Below are 24,534 nucleotides of genomic sequence, written 5' to 3'. Positions count from 1 at the left end.
CTGATCGACAATCCTAGATTTTGCCTAAATACTCGCTCAGTGTTATTTGGTTTAGTGGTGTCAACAAAAATACCCCGCTTAATCAACGGGGCAACTTTATTAGCTTTTAGCTAGACGGCTTTTTTTAGCTAGACGGCTTTTTTTTAGCTAGACGGCTTTTTTTTAGCTAGACGGCTTTGGGAATAAAAGCTGTGCATCGGTCGGCTGACAGGGGCATTGCTTTAGGCCGCACTGAATTTTGCTCTGCTGCTTGCCCCGCTATGTTTTGAGCGTAAAGCGGGGTTAGCTGTCCAAAGCTGCCAGTGCCATTGCGTAAACATAAAGCGTTACAGTCCAGCTGCGGTGGCTGCAAGCCTTGTACTAAGCTCATGGCGGCTATGTCGGCAAGGCTTGGGTAGTCATTGCGGTAATGACCACCTCGGCTTTCAAGGCGGGTAAGGGCACAGCCGAATAGTAAGCTTGCCAGCTGAAGTAGGCGCTGTAAGCGTCTGCTATTAAGCAGTGCCACTATATCTTGACTGTCCACACCTGCTTTATTTGGGATGGGCGCTGACAGCTGTTGTTGCCAAAAAGACAGTTGCTTTAAGGCCATATTTAGACCTGAAGCGCTGCGTCTGATGCCCATGTGCTCGCTCATTAACTGCTTAAGAGCGGTTAAACTAAGCGGCGGCTGATCGGTGTCGTTATTGGTGGTATTGAAGGCTAACGGTGCAACAGGCGCATCGAGGCTAGGCTCAATAACCAATGGCTTATAAAGAGACTGCGGCGCTTGCCAATTGTCTTTATCCAGCAAGTAACTGGGTAAATGATGGGCAATTGCACGGCCCATTACCACGCATTCAAGTAAGGAGTTACTGGCCAGACGATTGGCGCCATGTAATCCAGTATTGGCGACTTCACCGGCAGCATATAAGCCTTTGATATCGGTCTGTCCCTTCGCCGTCGACAGTACGCCGCCACAGGTATAATGAGCCGTTGGCGCTACTGGAATAGGGTCTTTGGTAATGTCGATGCCTAAGCTTAAGCAGTGGGCGTAGATATCGGGGAAGTGCTCACGAATAAACGCAGCGGGTTTATGCGAGATGTCCAAATGAACGTAGCCTAAGCCGTTATGAGCAATCTCATTAGCAATAGCACGAGCGACAATGTCACGGGGGGCTAATTCTTCGCGCTTATCATAGCGTGGCATAAAGCGCTCATGGCTAATGGGACAGCGAAGTAGGCCGCCTTCACCACGCACAGCTTCAGAGATCAGAAAATTGCTGCTGCCTTGCGCATCATTATAAACCAGACCGGTTGGATGAAACTGGATAAACTCTAAGTTAGCCAAACGGCAGCCTGCTTCCCACGCCATCATAATACCATCGCCCATGCAGACATTGGGCGCTGTGGCTCGGGTGAATAATTGACCCAGCCCGCCGCTGGCAAGTACCACCGCTTGGCTATCAAATTGAACCAGCTTCTGGGTCTGTGTGTCCACCACGATAGCGCCTGTGCAGCGATGATTGTCAGTCAATAGGCTAAGTGCCTCATGATAGGTGTAGAGCTTGATATTAGGTGCCGCGGCGATTTGCTGTTGTAGTGCCTGCATAATGTGCTTGCCAGTGGCATCATCAGCATGTGCCACACGTCGACAGCCATGACCGCCTTCTTGAGTCAGATGTAGGTCAGCGAGCGTAGGGGAGGGCTTTAAGTCAGCATCTGACTGAGGGTGCTTGGTGGTAAAAGGTACCTTATGTTTGAGCAGCCAATCAATGGCGTTGGCACCTTGGGCGAGGATTTGGGTGGTGGTCGCCGCATCACACAAGCCATCGCCGGCGATTAACGTGTCGCTGACATGATCGGCGACGCTGTCCTCGCTATCAATCACTGCGGCAATACCGCCTTGAGCGTAGTGGCTTGAGCAGGCCTGAAGATCTTGCTTAGCAAGCACAGCGATGCTGAGGTGTTTTGGCAACGAAAGCGCTGCCGAAAGCCCTGCCAACCCCGCGCCGATAATCAACACATCACAGTTTTGATGAGGGGCAGCACTGGCCATCTGTGCTAATGCGGTATCCACTGAATAAGTTGGCATAGGGTGCTCTCTGGTTAAAAGGTGTTATGGGGACTACATTTAGCCTGCCAGCAGCAGCTTAATATAGCGAAAACTTAAGCTGGGCCAACGTTTGCAAATAACGCACGGTCTTCAATAATATCGCCACTGGTGGCCACACGACGTTTTTGCTCAGCGGCGAAGTCCAACATACGCTGTAGTGGCTTTAAAGCCGCCTGTGCCAATTCGGGCGCTAATTTAATCTCGCCACTGCCAGTCTGTAGACAGTTTTCGATACCTTTTAGACCATTCATGGCCATCCAAGGGCAAAACGCACAGCTCTTACAAGTTGCGCTTTCACCAGCAGTAGGGGCTGCCAAAAACAGCTTATCCGGTGAGTGCTTTTGCATCTCATGTAAGATGCCAAGGTCAGTGCCCACGATAAAGGTTTGTTTATCCATCTCTTTGGTGGCGTTTAATAGCTTGCTGGTTGAGCCCACCACATCGGCCAAAGCCACCACGCTATCAGGAGACTCCGGATGAACCAGCACCACAGCCTCAGGGTATTGTGCTTTTAATTGCTCAAGTTCACGTGCTTTAAATTCGTTATGTACAATACACGAGCCTTGCCACAGCAGCATGTCAGCACCGGTCTGTTTTTGAATGTATTTACCCAAATGACGGTCTGGTCCCCAGATTATTTTTTGACCCTGCTCATGCAGATGAGTCACAATCTCAAGACCCACAGATGAGGTCACCACCCAATCTGCACGTGCTTTGACTTCTGCGCTGGTGTTGGCATAGACCACCACAGTGCGGTCGGGATGCTGATCACAAAATGCACTAAACTCGTCTATAGGGCAGCCCAAATCCAGCGAACACTCAGCTTCAAGATCTGCCATAAGTACGGTTTTTTCCATACTCAGAATTTTGGCAGACTCCCCCATAAACCTTACGCCGGCCACCACCAAGGTTTGCGCCTCATGTTCTTTACCAAAACGTGCCATCTCTAAGGAGTCTCCCACACAGCCGCCGGTCTCTAAGGCTAAGTCCTGAATGTAGGGGTCGACATAATAATGCGCCACCAGTACCGCATTGTGCTGTTTTAGCAGGCGCTTAATGTTTTCTACCACTTGCAGGCGCTCAGTACGAGACAGCTCAGCGGGTATCTTAGCTTTGGCATAGTCGATATCAATGCTTTGAATGGCAGAAGACTGGTTGCTTTGGGCCAAAGTTGGCGCGTCATAAGCAAAAATCTCAGTCTTCTCAGCGGGCGTGTACGAGCTGGCTTGTGAGGTAGTCATAAAAAATCCCTGTCGTTGTGTGCTCTAAAGGCGGCACTTAATTAATCAAAACTTGAGAGCAAAAACTTGATAAGCAAATAATAAAGCAATGGCTATAATTATGCTCATTTTGAGTATAAATACAAGAATTTTTTTATAATTGCTTTTAAAGCCTTTTTAGTCATTGAGAAATAAAAATGCTCTGTCAGTCTCTAAACGAGGGGATAACTTGGTTGTCAGGCAGGATAATTTTAAGCGCCGCCTTAGTGCATAAAACCAACAAAATACAGGTGCTCAACAGCTTGATACATAATGTCAAGCCGTGTAATTATCACCATTAACGGCTATACTAAAGTGACTACATAGCGAATCATTGCACCATTTGTCCAGACAACTACAAATAGCTGTTACCAAGACTAAAACTGGAAAAATAGAGCGTATGTTTGCTGCTCTAAGATGTTTTTGTGTCTGCACTACGATTTTTTGATATGTTCATTCACCCTTTTAATAAGTATTGATATTTTTATGAGTTTGTCTTTTTCTCACGCGCATAGCCAAGGCAGTGGAACCACAGAGGTGGTTGCGGTGTTGATTGCTATTACTAATAACAGTGCCCGTGTACTTACGGTAGATGGCGGTAAGCTGCTTCCTAATGGTCCATTGATGCCTTTGCACCGATCATTACAGGCCGGCGTGCGTCAATGGGTGGAGGAGCAAACCCGCCAACCTCTAGGCTATATTGAGCAGCTTTATACTTTTGTTGATACCAATCGCCGCAATAAACAGGGGCATGCTCTGGTGTATGTAAGCTATATGGGGCTGGTGCAAGAGGTGGCGGCACAAAGCCCAAATTCTGAACTTCCTCACTTAGAAGCTCGCTCACAAAGTGGCGCTAAGTGGCGAGACTGGTATGACTATTTTCCTTGGGAAAATCATTTGGATAAAAAGGTACAAAAACACACTCAGCTGATTACCCAGAAGCTGAAGCAGTGGGCAGATTTGGCCGATACAAATGATGAGCGCATCAAGCGCTTGCAGCGCATTTATCTGTGTTGGGGCGGTGATTGGGAGCTAGATGACTCAGAGTTTGAAGCAGTAATCGCCAGTGATAGCAGCCACAGTAGCAGTGTCAAAGAGATGTTTAGTAAGTGGATTGCTGAGCATGCCCTGCTGCGTTACGAGATGCTGTATGAAGCTGGATTATTGCCTGAGTCACCATATTATAATGCCGCAAAACTGCCTGATGACTGGCAACAAGCCACAGGAGAGCCGATGTATTATGACCATCGCCGCGTGATAGCCACGGCCATATCTCGCCTGCGTGCTAAGATTGAATATCGCCCGCTCATCTTTGGCTTGATGCCAGAGGAGTTTACCTTATTGCAATTACAACAAAGCGTTGAAGCGTTATCTGGTGTGGCTCTACACAAACAAAACTTTAGACGTCTGCTTGAGAGCCAAAACCTACTAGAGCCGACAGGTAACAGTAGTCAAACCGGTCGCGGGCGTCCTGCTAAGCTGTATCGTTTTCGCTTCGATGTTGAATTACAAAGCTTGCTGATGGACAGTAAACTGCCCAAAAGTGCCATCCGATCTTAATTAGTGATTGCTAATGTTAAATTTCTCCGCTATATTTATGCTCATAATGAGCATTATTAGCCTAGGTTTTATGTCGTTTTTTAGCTTTATTTAGCGCCTAAAATCAGCTGTCATTGAATCAACTTTATCACCGGTCGCCGTGAAACCACCCATTTTATATCGCTTTTTAAATAAGGACGCTTTATGTCAATATCTGCCGCCCATGAGCCCGCCACTGTAGTAGAGCCACCATTGAATGATGTGTTACTGCTACCCTTAATTCAGGCCGCACTACTAGAGGATTTGGGCCGCCGTGGTGATGTGACCTCGCAGGCGACCATTCCGGCAGATAAGCAAGCAACTTTGACCTTAACTGTGCGCGATGATGGCGTGGTGTGTGGGCTTGACTTGGCCAGATTGGCTTTTGCGCAAGTAGATCCAGATATCGAATTTAAAGCGCATACTCAAGATGGTGCAGCGGTGAGTAAGGGTGAGGTGCTGGCGACCATTAGTGGTAATGCTCGCAATTTGTTGACCGCGGAGCGCACCGCACTGAATTTTATGACGCATCTTAGTGGCATTGCGACAGCCACACGTAAGGTGGTAGATTTGGTGGCTGACTATCCGGCTCAAATTACGTGTACCCGTAAGACCATCCCAGGTCTGCGCACTGTTCAAAAATACGCGGTACGCTGTGGCGGCGGGCGCAATCACCGTCTGGGCCTCGATGACGCCATCTTAATCAAAGACAATCATATTGCTATTGCCGGTAACATTGCCAAGGCCTTACAACAAGCCCAGCAATTGGCCGGTCATCTTATTCCCATTGAGATTGAGGTTGATACCCTAGAGCAGCTGCAACAAGCAATAGAGGCAGGCGCTGAGCTGGTATTATTAGATAATATGGCTCCAGAGACGTTACATAAAGCAGTGGCCTTGTGCAAAAATCATCCCAGCGGACGTATTAAGACCGAGGCATCAGGGGGGATTACCCCAGATAGTGTCGTCGCAGTTGCCCAAACGGGTGTTGACTTTATAGCCATGGGCTATTTGACCCACAGTACCACAGCCTTAGATATCGGTATGGATTTTACCGCTTAATCCTCTACAGATACGCCAAATATTGTGTAAGTCATTGTAAAGATTTGATTTATAGCAAAATAGGGTAAAAATACTGCTTGCTATCAACGTGAAGAAAGTCAGTATTCTTGTCGATGCCTTGTAATAATATGATACACAGCTAATACACAAAGCCATTATTGCTCTATAATAAAAGGTATTTGCACGGCTTGGCATGTGCTAAAATCGCTCCTTTTTTGCAAACTGAGGCGCCCGTATGGACACCGAAATTGTCAAAATAATTTTGGCATTTGTGGTACTAATTAACCCCTTTAGTGCCTTAACGCTATTTTTAGATTCGACTCGTGGCTATAGCATGACTGATAAGCGCCGCTTTGCGCGTATCAGTAGTTTGACGGTGTTTATTACCATTGCTTTTTTTACCGTCGCTGGTGAGACCTTACTTAAAGTGCTGGGCATCTCAGTGGGCTCGTTCCAGATTGCTGGTGGGGTATTGGTATTTTTGATTGCCATTAACATGATGAATGGCGAGGGTAATCCGGTAAAGCCCAATCAAGAAAACGTGGAAGTTGATGACAGCTTTGAGAGCATAGGCAGTACCGCCGCTGCCGTTGTGCCTCTGGCCATTCCGATGATGGTGGGACCAGGCGGGATTTCTACCGTTATTATTTACTCAGCACAAGTGACAGGTTGGCAGCAGAAGTTGGCCATCATTATTGCCGGTTTGCTCATTTCTATATTTTGTTATTTGGCTTTAATGGCCGCCGGTCAGCTAAGCCGGTTCTTAGGTGACACCGGTCTTAATATTATTAGCCGTATCATGGGTATGCTGCTTGCAGCGGTGGCCATCGAAATCTTGGTCAATGGTATTAAGACTGTTTTTCCTGGTCTGATCTAAAGGCCGATAGATATAAGCTTTACGCTTAGCTATTGGTTGCTCATTTATGGTGTTATACCAAAAAGCCCCTGTTTAATTGAACTAAACCGTCCAAGATTTGGGGGTCAGTTCATCAGCAGGGGCTTTTTTATCAGGCTTAGTCTAACTGGACAATTGCTCAAACATCGCTCTAATTTGGCGCAGATTTAGATTAACTGTTGTATAGATGCCAAGATAAATAAAGCATTAATACGCCCACTAAAGCATCTAAAATATTCCAAGATTTAGGCTTGGCAAACAGTGGGCCGAGTAGGCGCGCGCCATACCCTAAGCTGAAGAAAAACACAAAAGAAGCACTCACCGCACCGGTGGCAAATAGCAGCTTACTATTGGCACCGGTAGATACCATACCGACCAGTACCAAGGTATCTAAATACACGTGTGGATTAAGCCAGGTAAACCCAAAACACAGCATAAGCGATCTATTTAAGCTGCTTTCGGCGGCAGCATTACTGTCTAGGGCATGCGACTTGGTAAAGCCTGCATATAAGCTTTGCAGACCATATACTAATAAAAATAAAGCCCCAGCAAGCTTCGCAATATTCACAATATTGGGATGTTGTGCCGTCATGGCGCCAAATCCTGCAACCCCTGCCGAGATGAGAAGCGCATCTGATAGGGCACAAAACAGGCATACGGCAAACACGTGCTGCTTTTTTAGACCTTGCTTTAAGATAAAGGCATTTTGGGAGCCAATGGCGAAGATGAGTGATAAGCCGAGCGCAAAGCCTGATACATAATCCATCTGGTTATCTCATGGTAAATTATTAAAATAGAGCCATAGCTTACAATATGAGTGATTTACACCCATCAACAGCAGCGGCTTTGCCATCTGTCTTGTTTTATAAGTTTTGGGTGCAATTATAGTCGGGTGTCAGTCGAGATGATATGACCAAATGAGCCTATAGAGCTTGGGTGAGGGCACTCATTGGTCAAATGATAAACATACACGAAGGGATGAGGTTATGACGCAAGCCACTGCAATGTTTGTGATGTTCATTTTATATGGCGTGCTGCCTACAGCCGGTATTTACTTGGGCTATCGGGGCGTAAAAAAACTTACTCAGCCCAAGATGCTTGAGTATAAAGCCATGCCGCAACTGGGCAGCATTCCCGAAAAAAGCATGCCGCAAGAGGTCGCACAAAAGCTGGCGCTCATTAATGAAAAAGGTGAAAAGCTAAAGCGGCTATATGGCGATACTAACAATGATGGCGTTATTGATGACAAAGATGCGGTCAATGAGACCTATGTGATGATAAAAAACGTCATGGATATCCATATTCCTGAAGCGGTGGCCGATTATCGACGCTTGCACGACTTAGATAGTAACGTCAACAAAACCGTGGTTATCTCTGCTGAAAAAAGCGGTGACGCCTTAAGCCGTGCTGATACCACTAAGATTAAAAACTCAAACATGACGGGCAGACAAGCTTTATTGGAAGTATTAAATACAGTGGATACACAGTTTGATGGGTTGCTTGATGCCGCTTATCATCAAGATGGTCAAAAGCTGTTGGCAACCAATCGCTATTTGCAGCAGCGTTTTGAGAAATAAAAGCTTTGAGAAATAAGATGACATGTGTACTTATCGTCGCTAAGCTCAAACTTTATAATCCATAGGTGACAAAAAAATGAGTGTGGTTATCGGTGCAGGTGTACTTACCTTAGTGGCAGCCGGCTATGTGGGCCGTAAGGGCTGGCTCGCCTTTCATCGTGCAGTGGGTATTACACCAGGCAAAATGAAATATATAGAGCCCTCACAGCAGCAGCCTAAAATGCGCCAATTGTCTTTGTCGGCTGAGCGGATGCAAGACTTACCACCCAGTGTATTGCAGCAATTACAGCGCATAGACACCAAGGCACAGCTGTTACAGCAGTGGCGAGATGAGCTGACACAGTTGGGGCAAACACCCGCTGTGAGCGAAGAAGAATTCTTAGTTAATAAGCTGCTAAAAGAGCGATTGCCTGAGCTGTTGACCAATTACCAACGCCTTGCCCGTCATGATGCCGTGTTACAACAAACACAACATGACTCACCGACTCAGTCGCACGGTGAGGGCAGTGCGTTAAATCTAGTGTTTGAGCTATTGATAACGATTGAAGCTAAGTTAGACGCGCTACTAACCCGTTATCAGCATAATACCTTGCAGGACATGCAGGTGATGCAGCGCTATTTGCAGCAGCGTCAGTAATGCCTTTACAAGTCCCTTTTGAGTTAAATATGAACGTCAGTTAAATATGGATATCAGTTAAATAGGGAGCATACCACCCGAAGCTGACAAAAATACCCCATAAGTTGTGTCCAACTTATGGGGTTCAGTTCATCTACTAAGGGCTTTTTATATAAATGCGCTATAAATAAGTCGTATTTAACGCTTAGAGCCTCTATTACCAGTATCTCTACCACGAGTGGCACTGGTATTTTTGCCAGTTGAGGTGCTGGCACGACCGCTGCGAGAGCTGGTACGAATGGTGCGGGCTTTCATCGGTTTTTTCTGGAAGCGCTCTTTTTTCTCTTTGGCTTTACCATGCACACCCATGTCCTCACGAGGACGTATGCCGACCAGATCAATCAGACGGTGAATGTCTTTTCTATCAAGCTCGATAAAGCGGCCGGTACGTAGCTCCTTGGGTAGATCCACTGAGCCATAGCTGGTACGCAGTAGACGGCTTACTTTTAGGCCTTGTGATTCAATCAGACGGCGTACTTCACGGTTACGGCCCTCTTTTAGCTTCACGTGATACCATTTGTTTACGCCTTCACCGCCGCCTTGTTTGATGTCTTCAAACTTAGCAAGGCCATCCTCAAGCATAACGCCATCGGTTAAATTGCGCATCATTTCAGGGGTCAGCTCGCCTAAGATACGTACCGCATATTCACGTACAATCTCGTTTGATGGGTGCATTAAACGGTGCGCCAATTCGCCATCGTTGGTGAATAATAATAAGCCCGTAGAGTTAATGTCTAGACGACCCACCATAATCCAGCGATCATGAGTCAGCTTAGGCAGACGCTCAAATACCGTGGTACGACCTTCTGGATCATTGGCAGAACAGATCTCACCTTCTGGCTTGTAATAGGCCAAAACGCGGCGGCGTTTTTCACGCTCAGATTTGTATTTAATTAGGCGGCCATCAACACGGATTTCATCGCCTTGTTCGACACGATCACCGATGCTGGCAGGTTTTTGGTTAATAGAAACACGGCCTGCTTTAATGACCTCTTCCATTTGGCGACGTGAGCCTAGGCCCATACGAGCCAATGCTTTTTGTAGCTTTTCGGTGCCGGCTGTGCTGGCAGAAGTGGTAGGCGCTGCGAACTGATAATCGCCATTGTGGTCAATGGTAACATCGCTTTGTAGTGTATCGGGAGCTTGGGTTTCGGGGTTTTGATTTGACTGAGGCATGGTATGCATCCTGGAATCGGTGGGTGACTACATTTCACAATGTAGGTTATTCAGTTTTTAGAATTAACGCAGCTATTGTACGTGATATTGTGGCTATTGTGGATATTTTCTTACCACCCTTGAGTAATCTGGCCACTTTATAAGTGTTATGAGGGGTTACCAGCTGCATTTTTTATTGTCCACGCAAGAAAAAGCATTAGCGGCTGTGCTTTTCAATCCAGTTAAGTACTGTGGGCCAAACTTCGGCGGCAGCATTACGGCTTAAAAATATACGGGTATGGTTATAATTCTCTAAATCGCCACTGGCAATACCAAACTCCCGAAAGTGATTGTTAGCATTGTTAAAGGCTTGTAAAAACTTTAAGCACCCTTGTGGTGGTGCAACAGAGTCACCTGCTGCACAAATAGCATAAGTGGGCGTAGTGATATAGGGCATCACAGTACGGTAATCGAAGGGTTGCTGCGGGATAACAGCGGTATGACGACGTTGAAAACCCTGGCCTGAGCGTTTATCAATCAGTCGATGCATTCGCTGATTAAAGGCCTGTTTTAACTGATGTCTTATCGGGGTAGGCGAGTAGCTACTAAAGTTTTGGTTTAAGTTCCAGTCCATCCACTGTGACAGTAGATAGTAACTTTCATTCATGGTGCCAAGCTTTAGGCGTTTGCCTCTTACAATCCCCATTTGACGGGTGGCAGCTTTACTTAGCAGTAATTTGGCGTAGCTGACTGGGGTGGTCGCTGCAGCAAAAGCTTGGCAGGCAAATAAAGTGATACTAGATATTTTATCGACAAACTCAGTATGGCGGGTCAGAAGCATGGTTAGGCAAATACCGCCACCACTGTGGGTGATACAGTGTAAATTATCGAGGTTTAGCTCGTTAACTAAGTAATCAAGAGTGGCCCTCACATCATAAAAAGCGATATCTTCTAAATGATAGGGCGTTTTGGGCTGGCTGCTACTGCCATGACCACGCCATTCCATAATAAAACAGGGATAACCTAAAGACGCAAAATAACTGGCAATACCGAGGCAGACCCCTTTGTCCGAAAAAGCGCCATGAAGCAACAATAGATTTTGTCTTTTATGATTGCCTATGGACGGATTTAGGGGATTTTTAATGGCCTCATTATCTGTAATCTTCCAAACAGCAATTTGCTGATGGTCTGCTGTGGTCACAAGATTAAGCGTTTGATGTATCATCGTTGATCACTTTATATCCTTATAAGCTATGCAAAATAAGCTATGCAAATATGACTGCCTGTCTATTTTTACATCATAGTCTGTTTTTACATCATAGATAGTTATCAATGAGATGCCTACCGCTTGACTTGAATGCCCTAGTCACTTTGCAAATTTAAATCAGGAAGTGGCGGCAAATGCTCTAGGCTCTCAAGCCCAAAGGCATCCAAAAACTGTGGCGTGGTATGCAAAAGGGCAGGGCGCCCTAGAGTCTCTCGATAGCCTTTTTCAATAATCCAGCCTTTATCAAACAGCTGCCTTAATATATTGCTAGATACGGTGACACCTCGCACCTGCTCAATATCACCTCGGGTCACAGGCTGTTTATAAGCAATCACGCTTAAAGTCTCAAGCAATGCCTGACTTAAGCTCTCTAATCGCTGCGGGAAGACGTGTTGAATTAATGCACTATATTCACTGCGAATCTGTAGCCGATAGCCGCTGGCAGATTCACTTAAGCTGAGTACACCTGTGGTCAGTCTTTGCTGTAAGACTAACAGAGCAGTCTCAAGCTCCGGCTTTGATAAAGACAGATGTTTTCTAAGCTGGCTGTCGGTCAGAGGTGATTCAGAGGCATGTAGCAACACTTCAATACGGCGGCTTAGCTGATCATAACGGTGAAAATTGTTAAGGTCAGTTTGCGCTGTATCGCTCATGTCAGCCTGTGCCGATTGACCTGTTGCTGCCACATCATTGTCCTTATGGGGGTCTGAAACTGTGGTAACTGTAAGGGGCGTGTTAAAAGGCGTATTGGGCATAATCAGTAAGGCTTTTAAAAATTAAAGGGGGGTCACACAGACGAGGAGGATTGGCATCATAGTCAATAAAGAATTAAGCGACCCAGCGCAGCTTTAAACTTGATAGGCTATAAGTAGGCGGCTTATGCTCAGCCGGTACTGCGCCATCTGTAACGGCATCTTGTGCGGTATTGGCAATGTTATGGGTGACGAGTGGTTTTATGGCCACAGACGCAGTTGTTAACGCGCTGTCTGTCTCAATCACATCAATAATCTGACGCTTCATTAGCTCAAGCACAGCCACGAAGCTGACCACCACCCCAAGACGTCCCTGACTCTGATCAAGAAGCTCAATAAAGGCGCCTTCACCACGTTCACTTAACTGGCGACTGATGCTGGCAATACGATCTGATAAGGGAATAGGATCAACTTTGATACTGTGCATCTGATAGTCAGGTTTAAGCTGCATTTTTAATAAGCTCTCCACCAGTATTTCAGCAGGGTAGCTTGGTAGCTGAGCAGCCATAACCTCAGGGTCTGGCAGGCTAGCCATTGCCAAAAATACATCACGCTCTAGACGTATCAGATTGTCCAAACGACGAGCAGCCTCCTTAATTTGAGCATAGTCCTCCAGACGAGATATTAATTCAGCTTTCGGGTCGCGCTCATCTTCTAACTTCTCAGGCGCCGGTAGCAATAGCTCGGTCTTAATGGCAATCAAAGTCGAAGCCATCAGCAGATAATCACCAGCCAGCTCAAAATGATCAGCATCAAGCTCATCGATATATGCCAAATACTGCTCAGTAATTGGCAAAATAGCGGTGTCTGTGATGTCAAAATTGTTCTTTTTGACCAGATATAATAAAAAGTCGAGTGGGCCTTCAAACTGATCAAGCCAAATGGCAAAAGCTTGAGGTGGTATGTACAAGTCTTCTGGCAATGACTGTACAGGCGTGGTATAGATTCTAATACCAGCGCCTGAGTCTAAATTTGGCTCAGAATAGGCCTGCGTGTCTGAGCGGCTATCATTTACAGTTGTCAAAAAATGCCAACCTTATTTAAGCTTAGCTAACGGCTTAATACCGATAGCACGGCGTGTTTTATCCAACTGTTTGCGGCTGTGACGGCGGGCTTTTTCGGCCCCCATGAGCAAGATTTCCTCTAGCTCTTTAGGATTGGCCATCAGCTCAAAATAACGCTCGCGGAAAGGGGCGATTTCACTATTAATTTTTTCAAATAAAATCTGCTTAGCATCGCCCCAAGCAATCCCCGCCTCAAACTGAGCACGTAAATCTGCAATCTCTTCTGTGCTACCAAAGGCTTTATAGATCTCAAAGATTACCGAGTCATCAGGATTTTTTGGCTCTTCAGGGGCTTGTGAATTGGTCACAATTTGCATGATGGCCTTACGCATCTGCTTTTCGGGGTCTACTTGTGGGTTATATTCACCAAATAAAGGAATGGTATTGCCGTAGCTTTTGCTCATCTTGCGACCATCAAGACCGGTGAGTAGCGCCACATTTTCATCTACCACCGCAGAGGGTAGGGTAAATAATGACTTGTACTTGTGGTTGAACGTACCGGCGATATCGCGCGCCATTTCAATGTGCTGGATTTGGTCACGGCCGACAGGCACATGGGTGGCATTAAACATTAAGATGTCAGCGGCCATTAAGACAGGATACCCAAACAGACCCATGGTGATACCTTGGTCGGGATCCACGTCACTTTTTTCATTATTAATGTCGACTGCCGCTTTATAAGCATGGGCTCGGTTCATCAGTCCTTTGGGACATGAACAGTTTAAAATCCACGCAAGCTCTGGAATCTCAGGCACATCAGATTGACGATAAAACACTACCTTTTCAGGATCAAGACCACACGCAAGCCAAGTGGCGGCAATGGCTTTGGTTGATTCGTGAATTTGTTTTGGGTCATAGCATTTGATAATGCCATGGTAGTCGGCCAAAAAGAAAAAAGACTGATCTTCTTCATTTAGGCTGTTTTGCGCAGATTGAATCGCAGGACGAATAGCGCCCACATAGTTACCTAAGTGTGGGATACCGGTTGTGGTAACACCAGTTAAGATACGTTTTGGCTGAGTGTCTTCGGCTTTTTGAGTGTGCTCTGAAGTATTTTGTTCTACAGTCATAAGGGCTCTACTTTTACAAAGAGAAGTGGTTTGGCTGGCTTTAGATATAAGAAGCTATTTTAAGTAAATGCAGTATAACAAATTCTGATTTATTTGCTTAGCCTATTGGCCTTAGGCATTAGCATAAAAGGACAGCGAAACAAACAACCATAGCAGATTTACGCAAGTTTTTTGTCTTAGCTTGCCGTCTTAATGACTGCGTTAATAGCGTGACTATCAAGGGGCTGTATCTGCTTGATAACTTAAGCTTTATTTTATTTAATATAAACTAATTTTTTATTAAGTATTTGATTTTATTGTATTAATTATTTTTATTTAATTGAAGCAAGGTATTAAAGTAAGGTGTTAAAAATAATTTAATATGGGCAATACTTTGTAGAAAAAATGAACTCATTGGTTTACATTCCGCTATATTAAGACTTGCATTAGTGTTTTATAGTCAGGTCTCAACTTAACCCAGTAAAATGGATTTACTACACAATATAAGGATATAACGTGTATGGGAATGTTCGACTATAAAAACTACTCAAGTGAAGAGGCCGCCAAATTAGTAGACGATGCCAGTCGTCTCTCAGCCTATACCAATGCAGTCAGCTTTTTTGGCTTTATCCCAGGCGCTGATGCGCTAAATGTTGTTGGTAAACTGACCGGTGATTTGTTCCCCAATGAGACTAAAGTAGGTATTCCTGATGGTTGGGCGCAGCTTACGCCTAGCGATTTAGGTGTCAGTGATTCTTTAGTAGATAAGGAAGGATACTTTCAAATAGATAGCCTGTTCAGTGGCAAGACTGTGGGTGGCCCGCAAGCGCTTATCTTTGGCCAATATGACAATGCCGGCAAACTGATAGGCATTAACCTCAACATTTCGGGCACCAACAATCTCATCGATGTCTTAGACTATCTGGATTTTAATAGCCGTAAAGGCATCGCTTTATTAGAGCCTATTTTAACTGTCGTTAAAGACTTTGCTGTTGCCAATGGTTTAGACGGTAGCGATGTCCTTATTAGTGGATATAGTGCAGGCGCTGCTGTAACTAATATGATCGCCGCTGAGCGTGAAAATTTGGCAGATGGTTTTTTTGAAGATGCTGACTATATGGCCTTTGCCGTACCTACCATTTATGAAAACTCCGACGTTATTTTAAACTTTGGTTATGAGAACGATGTGGTACATCGTATTACTGGCAGCGAGTCTAGTATTATTGATGCTATCAAAGCAGCAGATTTTGGATTGGTCAACCCAGATAAAGATTTTGACGGCTCAACTGATAACGTGGTGTTATTCAATGATGTATATGCATCTCCTATTTGGGATGTGAGCTTATTTTCACTATTAAATATCCCTACTGGCTGGTATGCGCACATTAATGGTATTACCACAGATGCCATCAGCCGCATTAGCAACTCTACTTTCTATGAATATACCAAGCAAGACAGCACCGTTATAGTGGCAGATTTAACCGCCGTAAGCCGAGCGACAACATGGGTGCAAGATGACAAGTCGCACACCTCAAGCCATTATGGCAGCGCCGCCTTTATTGTGGGTAGCGAACACAATGATTTAATCGCTGGTGGCAAGAACTTTGATTATATTGACGCAGGTTTGGGTGATGATATTATCAAAGCAGGTACAGGCGTTGATCATGTTGATGGCAATGAGGGTCATGACCAAATACGCATCGAAGGTAGAAGTGGCGACTGGGATGTCTTTAAGATGGCCGATGACACCTTATTTTTCTTAGATAAAAAAGGCACCAATTTGGTTGAGGCCAATAATGTTGAATCAGTCAGCTTCAATGGTGAATTGGCAAGCCACCTAAACAACTATGATATTGGTAGCACAGGTCTGATTGAGAACCGTCCAGTAATTAAATGGTTCAGCAAAGGCAAAGAGTATGGCGTCCACACCGAAGGCAGTGATGCAGATGATAATTTAAGTGGTAATATCGTTTTCGGTCGTGACGGTGATGATACCATTCAAGGTACCAAAGGTAATAACACCTTACATGGTGGTGAAGGCAGTGATGTGCTGTATGGTCTTGGTGGTAATGACAAGCTGTATGGTGCAGAAGGTGATGACCGCTTAGATGGGGGTGCGGGCAATGATTGGTTGATTGGTGGTATCGGCAATGACACCTTTGTTGTTAATAATAACGCAGGCTCAGATACTATCCTTGACTTTAATAACGACATTGGCTATCACGATATTATTGAATTCTCCTCATCGTTATTTAATGATTTAACCAGTCTGGCCAGTCACACCATTCAGTCTAAGGCTGATGTTTTAGTGGCCTTAAATGCTAATGACTACTTAACCGTATTAAATTCAACGGTTGACGATGTGTTGGCCAGTGCGGTTATTATTTAATCAATAGCTTCTTGACCAAAAAAGACGCCTCTTTCAAAGGGGCGTCTTTTTACTTAGATGTCTGACTGAATGAATCGGTGTCAATCAACGATAGTAGTCACTGCGGCCATTAGGCGTATTTTTATAACGCTTGTGAAACCACATCCACTGGGTGGGGTCAATACGAATAAGACTCTCTAATACCTCATTGATACGAGTAGCATCAGCGACTTCATCAGCTGAGGGATAGCCGTCTATTATCGGTGTAATAGTAAGGTGGTAATGCGGACGCTTACCTTTTGGCATATTATCTGGCGTCTGACGGTAAGTATGTAAAGCCATGACGGCTGGGGGAGTAGACTTCTTGCCCAGTTTTGCCAGTCGTCTAGGCGCAGTAACGGTGGCAGCAGGTACGCCAAAAAAGGGTGCCATAACCCCATGCTTTAAGCCGTAATCTTGATCAGGGGAGTACCAGATAATTTTACCAAGCTTAATACGGTTTACCAGTTTGCGCATATCGCTGTGATCAATCTGCTCATCAAAAATATTGCGGCGACCATTATAAATGAACCAGTCAAGCAGTGGATTGTTTTGTGGACGATACACACAGTCAGTGGCAGCAAACTGCGTAAACAAACGGCCACCCAAATCCAACATGGTATAGTGAGCGCCTAATAACAACACCGCTCTACCTTGCTGCTGAGCTTGCACTAAGTGCTGAAGCCCTGAAATAGAAAAGGTACGCATAAACACATTCGGGCGCAGCCAAGCACACAAGGTTTCGAAGATACCAATGCCTTGATTGACGAAGACCTGCTTTGCCATACGTTCACGCTCAGCCTCCATTTTTTCAGGAAAGGCCAATCTTAAGTTCACCAAGGTATCCCTACGTCGACCTTGTAGCAGATGATAGAGGATGATACCCAGCTTACGACCTATCCAAAATTGATAGCGTAGAGGCAGATACATCAGCAACAAAAATAAAGCCAGCATGAGCCAGATCAGCCAGTACTGAGGCAATAAAAACTGCCACTTAAAAGGCTTCTTATCTGCTATATGTGCCTGCTTATGGTTATCAGTAATGCTTGGCATCCCAGCAGGAATAGGCAGCGCCTTTGATCCTGCTGCCTTGTCACTGGTCTGGTTAACCGAGCTGTTAACAGATTGAGCCACAGAGGTCTCAGCAGGCGAGGCGTGCGCGCTTTGTTTGGGGTCAAACTGCTGCACAGAAGTAACAACAGGAATCTTATTAGACTCCTGTTTTTTTGGATTGGGAGTGGGGGTATTGGAATCAGTCATATTAACTCATTAAGGACTTGCTTTGCGGACAATGAGCTTGCGGCAGTTAGCTGTCTAGCTCATCCCAACGCTCTAATTTGGCCATGAGCGCTTCATCGATCTCTGACAGTCTTTCACTGGCAGCAGTGGCAGCTTCTAAGTCCGTGGTAAACCACGAGCCGTCGGCCAATTTTTGTTGCAGCTGATTTTGCTCTTTTTCAAGCTCAGCAATTTGCTTGGGTAAGGCGTCAAGTTCACGCTGCTCATTATAGCTAAGCTTACGTTTGGGGGCTGTTGTCGCTTTGTCATCAGTATTATTAGATGTAGGCTGTGCCACTTTAACAGGTTTTTTTTCGGCCTCGACTTTAGCGCTCGGGTTTTTGCTGGCAAAGCTGTCTTCGCGCTGTTTTTGAACCAAGTAATCTTGATAGCCGCCGACGTATTCTTTAACGATGCCTTTGCCTGCTTCGTCCTTATCAAAGACCCAAGTAGAGGTCACCACGTTATCCATAAAAGCACGGTCATGGCTGATAAGAAGGATAGTGCCATTGAAGCTGGCAACCGATTCTTCTAATAACTCAAGGGTGGCCATATCCAAGTCGTTGGTCGGCTCATCAAGCACCAGAATGTTGGCAGGCTTTAACAGCTGCTTGGCCAGAAGCACGCGGTTACGCTCACCACCCGACAAGGCTTTTACGGGGGTACGTGCCCGCTCTGGTGCAAATAAGAAATCTTGTAAGTAGCTCATAATATGGGTTTTTTTGCCACCGACTTCAATGAAGTCTGAACCTTCAGAGACGTTTTGAGCCACACTGGCCTCAAGATCTAATTGATCACGCAACTGATCGAAAAAAGCAATCTGTAAATTGGTGCCCAAAGTTACGCTGCCAGTTTGGATAACCTCATCATCAGACATATCTAAGATGGCTTTAATCAGGGTAGTTTTACCCGCGCCATTTGGTCCAATAATACCGATTTTGTCACCACGCACGATTGTGGTGGTAAAGTTATCGACCAATACATTACCATCATATTCAAGATGTAGGTCTTTCACTTTACACACAAGCTTCCCGCTCTTATCGCCGCTGGTCATGGTGATGTTGACATTGCCTACTTGTTCACGGCGTTGTTTGCGCTCTTCTCGCAACTGTTTTAGCTCACGTACACGCCCTTCATTACGGGTACGGCGTGCTTTAATGCCTTGGCGAATCCATACCTCTTCTTGAGCGAGTTTTTTATCGAAATTGGCATTGTTTTTCTCTTCGGCGATCAATTGCTGCTCTTTTAGCTCTTGATAGCGTGCGTAACCGCCAGCGCCTTGGGTCACGTCATAGCTGCTGAGCTTGCCGCGGTCTAACTCAATAATACGAGTCGCTAACTTATCAACAAAAGCCCTATCGTGGGTGACAAAAAGCAGGGTAAGACCTTGCCAGTCTTTTAAGAACTGTTCTAGCCATTCGATACTGGCCACATCTAAGTGGTTGGTTGGCTCATCAAGTAGCAAAATATCCGGCTTAGTCACCAAAGAGCGGGCAAGAAGTACACGGCGTTTACGGCCGCCTGATAAGGAGGATAAGTCATCTTCAGGATCTAGCCCCATAGTGGTAATGATTTGGCGTGCTTCACGCTCTAAATCCCAACCATGTGCCGCATCAATATCATGCTGCAAGTCTGACATAGCCTCACATGCTGTCATGTCCCCTGACGCGCAAGCATCGGCCTTTTGGTTATAAGCAATGAGCAGCTCTGCGGTTTTTTTGTCGCCGCCCATAACAATGTCTAAAATGCGCCCACTGGTTTCGGGCACGTCTTGCTCAAGCATTGCCACCTTGACGCTGCTGTTAATAACCACCTCACCACTGTCAGGAACAATGCGTCCATCGATGAGCTTAAATAAAGTAGACTTTCCCTCGCCATTACGGCCAATCAAACAGACGCGCTCACCCGCCTCAATGCTTAAGTCGATGCCATCAAGAATGGGCGCGACGCCGAAGGCTAAGTGGATGTTTTTTAAATTAATAAGTGCCATAACTGTATTATCACCGTGTGCTACATGCTAAAATTAAGCACAGTATATCATGCAGGCAACAAATCATAACCTGTCAATACTGCCGCTTGAGATTAATTGACTTCGCCCTTGTCTCTATACCCATTTGTTAACTTCTAAACAATTGATTCACAAAAAAAGCCATTACCATGTCAAAGCCTAATGTTGTTCAGACCGATCCCATTTATCAAAGCCTACAGCAGCAGATAGCTGACTTACAGTCTCACGTGGCTTATATGGAGTTGACCATAGATAGCTTAGATACAGTGGTGACTAAGCAAGATAAGCAGCTACAAGACATGCAGCGTCAGTTGCAATTGGTCTATGCACAGCTCAGCCGTCAGATCGATTCAGGCATTGCCCCCTTTGATGCTGCCTCTGAAGTTCCGCCCCACTATTAAACCCTCCTAAAAAATATTAAAGACTCCCTGGTCATAATAAAGATAATGACCTTTTTGCATAGCTTTTATTGCACCGCTACGGCCTTGTCTTAAGCCTTATAAAACCGGTTTGTCTCAAAAAAATAACACCATAAACACCAAAAATTTATTTCCTTTAGGGTCTCCAAAAAATTGTTAAAACAATAAGTATAAATATATCAAAGTGTTGCAATTCATTTCTTAGTTAAGTAGTATTGCCGATAACTGATTGTTCGGTAGGTAATAAGTAACCCAACGATAGTCAGTGTCCATCCCTGTTTTATGACCTCATATTTAATGAGAAGCCTAATCATAAAGCTCAAGTGCCCATCCTATAAATGGAATTTTTGGAGAAATAAATGCGCTCATCCTTTACTATTAAACCCCTCGTTACTGCCATAGCGGCTTTCTCAGTTGCAAGCGTTGCTCAAGCAGCAGGCCTTGATCGTTCAGGTCAAGATACCACTGCGTTTTTCCAAGATGGCACCTATGCAGAAGCTGTTTATACTTACATCGATGCCGATGTAACCGGCCGTGATGCTGCAGGCAATAAAGTAAAAGATATTGCTGAGGATTATGACTTCTTCCGTTATGGTGTAAAAACAGATATAGATAATAAATTCAGTATTGGTGTGTTATATGACGAGCCTTGGGGCGCAGCTGCTGATTACCATGGTAATAATGACTTTGTGGGCTCACCAAGTCGAGTAGCAGATAGCCTTATCTCATCACGTTTAGGTAATGGTGCACCTGAAGCTGATAATATAGGCGTTAACAACGTTGAGCAGTTCAAAAACTTTGTAAATGCAACACCGGATAGATTGGCAGCAGGTCAACAACAGCTAGCAACTTTGCAAGGCTTTGAGCAGCAACTTGACGCGGCCATTGCAAGTGGCGCGCCGATAGCAGCGATTGATCAACAAGTGGCACAGACAGCAGCACAATTAGGTCGACCAGATATAGATAGTTTTGCCGCTTTTCAGCAGCTGGTTACTGAAAGTGAGCAGGCGCTTGCAGAAGGACAAGCAAACTATCAACGCTTGAGAGGCTTAGAAGGGGTATTAGATACCGCTCTTGCGAACACAGAGGCGACAGAAGTTGAGGTGCGCTCTGAAAGCTTAACCGGTTTATTAGGCATGAAGTTCGGTCAAAATAACAATTACCAGATCTATGGTGGTCCGGTTGCCCAGCGCTTAAAAGCCAAAGTAAAATTACGTGGTAATGCTTATGAAACCGCAACGGGCTACGATTTAAATGTTAATCCAGATATTGACTATGGTTGGATCGCAGGTCTGCAATATAGTAAGCCTGAGATTGCATTAAAAGCATCTTTAACCTATCGCTCAGAGATTGATCATGAGGTGACAGCTAGTGAGTATTTACCTTTAGCGGCCTTGCGTGGCGTGCCACCAAATCAGGCTAATAAAATGGAAATCACCACTCCTGAGTCTGTGAACTTTGATTTCCAAACCGGTATTAACCCAACAACACTAGCAACAGCCAAAGTGCGCTGGGTGCCTTGGGGTGACTTCAAAATTACACCTCCTTTGTATAACGCCGCATCACAGTTTGATTATGGACCTAAGGGTTTAAATCTAGTGGATTATGATGATGACCAGTGGGTTGTTGAATTAGGCTTAGCAAAACGTCTACAACCCAATCTAGCCATTTCAGGAACTATTGGATGGGACAGCGGCTCTGGTGATCCTACCACTTCTTTAGGTCCTATTGAGGGCTACTATAGCGTAGGTGCTGGTGCTAAATATAATCTTGATGAAAACTGGGCCATTTCAGCCGGTGGTAAATACCTATGGTTTGGTGATGCCAAAGGTCAGATTCCAAATGGCAATATCGTAAGTGATTTTAAAGACAATGATGGCTTTATCTTGGGTGTAAAACTGTCTTATCAAGATAAATAATATTTATAGTAAAACGTCGTATTTCTAAGCAGCCAGCTTTGCTTAGATAAGCCATAAAAAAGCAGCCTTAGGCTGCTTTTTTATGTTTTTTGATAAATTACTAAAACAAGTGTTGCTATAAATACTTATTTTCACTATCCTTATTACAAGAATTACGTATTTTTACATATATTAAATATTTTTTATCAGTATGTTAATAATATATACACATTTGGCACAGGATTGCCTGCGACTCTCATCGCTATTTTATAAACAGATAGCATAGAGCCAATAACTTTCATGGAGAATTCCCAATATGTTACACAAATTCCCTATCTCTAAGCTGACGCTTGCTCTTTTAACATTACCCCTAGCTTCTTTAACACACGCTGCCGGCCTTGATCGCTCAGGGCAAGATGTTTCAGCATTCTTGCAAGATGGTACTTACGCTGAAGCGGTTTATACCTATGTAGATGCTGATGTTTCAGGTGTGGATAATTCAGGTAATAAAACTGGAGATATAGCGGAAGGCTATGACTTTTTTCGCTATGGCGTAAAGACCGATGTGAATGATAGATTCAGTGTGGGTGTGCTTTATGATGAGCCTTGGGGGGCATCGGCTAAATATAGAGGCGATAATAATTTTACTGGTGTAGCAAATATGACTGGGGCAGGGGCTATTCAGAAAATTGCTCAGCAGGCCATTGCTAATACAGAAAATAAAATTGAGACCGTTCAGGGCTTACAATCCAGCCAGAATCCACAAGGTTTGGATGCCGTAGTATATAATACTGCTCTAGCGGGTCTAAATAGTACCCTCGATAGTTATAAAGAATTAGCTGCGGCACCTTCTTTAGAGAAGTACAACGGCATCATAAATCAAACTAATGAGACACTAACTAACACAGAGGCCACATTAGGTGCTATAGGTCAATCCCTAAGTCCAGAAGTACTTGCTACTGCACAACAACTTCTACAATCTAATAAATCAGATGCTGCCACATCTGAAAATGCTAGAGATGCAGTTGCTAATCTATTAAGTATTGATGGAGCCACAAATGTAGAAGTTCGTTCTAATAATCTATCTGTAATTGGCGGGGCAAAGTTTGGTGCTAATAATGAATTTCAGGTTTATGGTGGTCCTGTAGCGCAACGCCTTAAAGCTGATGTTAGATTAAAAGGCGATGCTTACAAGCAAGCTGCTGGTTATACTGCCCATATTTCTCCTGATATTGACTATGGTTATTTAATAGGGGTTTCTTATAGTAAGCCAGAAATTGCTCTGAAAGCGGCATTGACATATCGATCTGAAATCGAACACTCATTAACGGTCGCCGAAAGTTTCCCAGCATTGGCTATTGTAGGTCAAAATCCAGAAGCTTTTAGTAATTTTAAAGTAAAGACACCTGACTCTTTCAACTTTGATTTCCAGACAGGTATTAACCCCACCACATTAGCCACAGCTAAGATCCGTTATGTGCCATGGAGCGACTTCTCTATTGTGCCACCACTTTATAATAAAGCGTCCAATTTACCTTTAGTTAATTATAGTGACGATCAATGGCAAGTAGAATTAGGCTTAGGTAAACGGCTGGCTGATAACTTAGCTGTATCTGGTTCAGTCGGTTGGGACAGTGGCGCTGGTGACCCAACTTCTTCATTAGGCCCTATTGAGGGTTATTATAGTGTGGGGCTTGGTGCCAAATATGACTTAACCAAAAATTGGGCTGTATCGGCTGGTGGTAAGTATTTGTGGTTTGGAGACGCAAAAGGATCATTACCAAGTCGTGAGGTTGTTTCAAACTTTAAAGATAATGATGGGTACATTGTAGGCGTTAAACTGTCTTATCAGGACAAATAATCACAAAACTTATTATCTCTTATAAAAAAAGCAGCTCTGATGGGGCTGCTTTTTTATTTGCTTACAATTTATTATTTATTAAGTGTCCGCTTAATAAAAGAGCGCTATCCCTTAATGCATAAGCCTTAAGCCACAATAAAGCATGTTATTTAATTCAACTTATTTTAGTTGTACAGATTACCTATTCTAAAAATAATTGACTTGTGGTATTAAGTCTGCCTAATATAAAAGGTA

General features: G+C 44.6%; 19 protein-coding genes. 9 read left to right on the top strand and 10 right to left on the bottom strand.

Features of this window, described 5'->3' with window-relative positions:
* Positions 1 to 166 precede the first annotated feature (166 nt).
* Both nadB and nadA read right to left on the bottom strand, forming a co-directional pair.
* Positions 167 to 2,038 carry an L-aspartate oxidase gene (nadB, locus tag DLE54_RS09270; RefSeq protein ID WP_110817377.1) on the bottom strand — a complete coding sequence of 624 codons (1,872 nt, stop codon included), beginning with the start codon at positions 2,036 to 2,038 and terminating at the stop codon, positions 167 to 169.
* A 110-nt stretch (positions 2,039 to 2,148) separates the two neighbouring features.
* On the bottom strand, positions 2,149 to 3,336 hold the full coding sequence (nadA, locus tag DLE54_RS09265) for a quinolinate synthase NadA (RefSeq protein WP_110816961.1): 1,188 nt from the start codon (positions 3,334 to 3,336) through the stop codon (positions 2,149 to 2,151).
* A 504-nt stretch (positions 3,337 to 3,840) separates the two neighbouring features.
* On the opposite strand from nadA, the gene DLE54_RS09260 reads away from it, so the two are divergent.
* The 3 genes from DLE54_RS09260 (at position 3,841) to DLE54_RS09250 (ending at position 6,871) form a co-directional block, all read left to right on the top strand.
* Entirely contained in the window at positions 3,841 to 4,914 is a 1,074-nt protein-coding gene (locus DLE54_RS09260) for an NUDIX hydrolase (protein WP_110816960.1), read from the top strand.
* 183 nt (positions 4,915 to 5,097) lie between these two features.
* Complete coding sequence (gene nadC / locus DLE54_RS09255; RefSeq protein WP_110816959.1) at positions 5,098 to 5,994, top strand: carboxylating nicotinate-nucleotide diphosphorylase; 897 nt, start codon at positions 5,098 to 5,100, stop codon at positions 5,992 to 5,994.
* Between the two features lie 235 nt (positions 5,995 to 6,229).
* A complete protein-coding gene (locus DLE54_RS09250; RefSeq protein ID WP_011961175.1) occupies positions 6,230 to 6,871 on the top strand; it encodes a MarC family protein in 642 nt (213 codons plus the stop codon).
* A 190-nt stretch (positions 6,872 to 7,061) separates the two neighbouring features.
* On the opposite strand, the gene DLE54_RS09245 is transcribed toward DLE54_RS09250, so the two are convergent.
* A complete protein-coding gene (locus DLE54_RS09245) occupies positions 7,062 to 7,655 on the bottom strand; it encodes a LysE/ArgO family amino acid transporter (RefSeq protein ID WP_110816958.1) in 594 nt (197 codons plus the stop codon).
* Between the two features lie 220 nt (positions 7,656 to 7,875).
* Here DLE54_RS09245 and DLE54_RS09240 point away from each other — a divergent pair, with 220 nt between their 5' ends.
* Entirely contained in the window at positions 7,876 to 8,466 is a 591-nt protein-coding gene (locus tag DLE54_RS09240; protein WP_110816957.1) for a hypothetical protein, read from the top strand.
* A 76-nt stretch (positions 8,467 to 8,542) separates the two neighbouring features.
* On the top strand, positions 8,543 to 9,103 hold the full coding sequence (locus tag DLE54_RS09235) for a hypothetical protein (protein ID WP_110816956.1): 561 nt from the start codon (positions 8,543 to 8,545) through the stop codon (positions 9,101 to 9,103).
* A 177-nt stretch (positions 9,104 to 9,280) separates the two neighbouring features.
* On the opposite strand, the gene rluB is transcribed toward DLE54_RS09235, so the two are convergent.
* The 5 genes from rluB to trpS all read right to left on the bottom strand — a co-directional run bounded on the left by rluB (position 9,281) and on the right by trpS (position 14,450).
* The gene (rluB, locus tag DLE54_RS09230) at positions 9,281 to 10,318 is read right to left on the bottom strand and encodes a 23S rRNA pseudouridine(2605) synthase RluB (RefSeq protein ID WP_011961171.1); all 1,038 of its coding nucleotides are present in this window, start codon (positions 10,316 to 10,318) and stop codon (positions 9,281 to 9,283) included.
* Between the two features lie 196 nt (positions 10,319 to 10,514).
* Positions 10,515 to 11,522 carry an alpha/beta fold hydrolase gene (locus tag DLE54_RS09225; RefSeq protein WP_110816954.1) on the bottom strand — a complete coding sequence of 336 codons (1,008 nt, stop codon included), beginning with the start codon at positions 11,520 to 11,522 and terminating at the stop codon, positions 10,515 to 10,517.
* A gap of 137 nt (positions 11,523 to 11,659) precedes the next feature.
* Complete coding sequence (gene scpB, locus DLE54_RS09220; protein WP_110817376.1) at positions 11,660 to 12,217, bottom strand: SMC-Scp complex subunit ScpB; 558 nt, start codon at positions 12,215 to 12,217, stop codon at positions 11,660 to 11,662.
* Between the two features lie 175 nt (positions 12,218 to 12,392).
* Positions 12,393 to 13,268, bottom strand: coding sequence for a segregation and condensation protein A (locus DLE54_RS09215; protein ID WP_227535681.1), 876 nt, complete (start codon positions 13,266 to 13,268; stop codon positions 12,393 to 12,395).
* An 84-nt stretch (positions 13,269 to 13,352) separates the two neighbouring features.
* Positions 13,353 to 14,450, bottom strand: a complete 1,098-nt coding sequence (gene trpS / locus DLE54_RS09210) for a tryptophan--tRNA ligase (protein ID WP_110816952.1) — start codon at positions 14,448 to 14,450, stop codon at positions 13,353 to 13,355.
* A 499-nt stretch (positions 14,451 to 14,949) separates the two neighbouring features.
* On the opposite strand from trpS, the gene DLE54_RS12200 reads away from it, so the two are divergent.
* Complete coding sequence (locus tag DLE54_RS12200) at positions 14,950 to 16,818, top strand: calcium-binding protein (protein WP_110816951.1); 1,869 nt, start codon at positions 14,950 to 14,952, stop codon at positions 16,816 to 16,818.
* A gap of 84 nt (positions 16,819 to 16,902) precedes the next feature.
* Here DLE54_RS12200 and DLE54_RS09200 read toward each other — a convergent pair whose 3' ends face one another.
* The gene (locus tag DLE54_RS09200) at positions 16,903 to 17,889 is read right to left on the bottom strand and encodes a lipid A biosynthesis acyltransferase (RefSeq protein ID WP_049751110.1); all 987 of its coding nucleotides are present in this window, start codon (positions 17,887 to 17,889) and stop codon (positions 16,903 to 16,905) included.
* 253 nt (positions 17,890 to 18,142) lie between these two features.
* Positions 18,143 to 20,104: an ATP-binding cassette domain-containing protein gene (locus DLE54_RS09195; RefSeq protein WP_110816950.1), complete on the bottom strand. Its 1,962-nt coding sequence runs from the start codon at positions 20,102 to 20,104 to the stop codon at positions 18,143 to 18,145.
* A gap of 167 nt (positions 20,105 to 20,271) precedes the next feature.
* Here DLE54_RS09195 and DLE54_RS09190 point away from each other — a divergent pair, with 167 nt between their 5' ends.
* From DLE54_RS09190 to DLE54_RS09180, 3 genes are all read left to right on the top strand, one after another.
* Positions 20,272 to 20,523: a SlyX family protein gene (locus DLE54_RS09190; RefSeq protein WP_011961163.1), complete on the top strand. Its 252-nt coding sequence runs from the start codon at positions 20,272 to 20,274 to the stop codon at positions 20,521 to 20,523.
* 377 nt (positions 20,524 to 20,900) lie between these two features.
* Positions 20,901 to 22,460, top strand: coding sequence for an outer membrane protein transport protein (locus tag DLE54_RS09185; protein ID WP_110816949.1), 1,560 nt, complete (start codon positions 20,901 to 20,903; stop codon positions 22,458 to 22,460).
* A gap of 295 nt (positions 22,461 to 22,755) precedes the next feature.
* Positions 22,756 to 24,300: a hypothetical protein gene (locus DLE54_RS09180; RefSeq protein ID WP_110816948.1), complete on the top strand. Its 1,545-nt coding sequence runs from the start codon at positions 22,756 to 22,758 to the stop codon at positions 24,298 to 24,300.
* Positions 24,301 to 24,534 lie beyond the last annotated feature (234 nt).

It is taken from the genome of Psychrobacter sp. YP14 (assembly GCF_003209315.1).
In the GTDB taxonomy this organism is placed as follows: domain Bacteria; phylum Pseudomonadota; class Gammaproteobacteria; order Pseudomonadales; family Moraxellaceae; genus Psychrobacter; species Psychrobacter raelei.
Note: the sequence above shows the minus strand (reverse complement) of the source record. Positions and strands in the feature narration are given on the sequence as shown.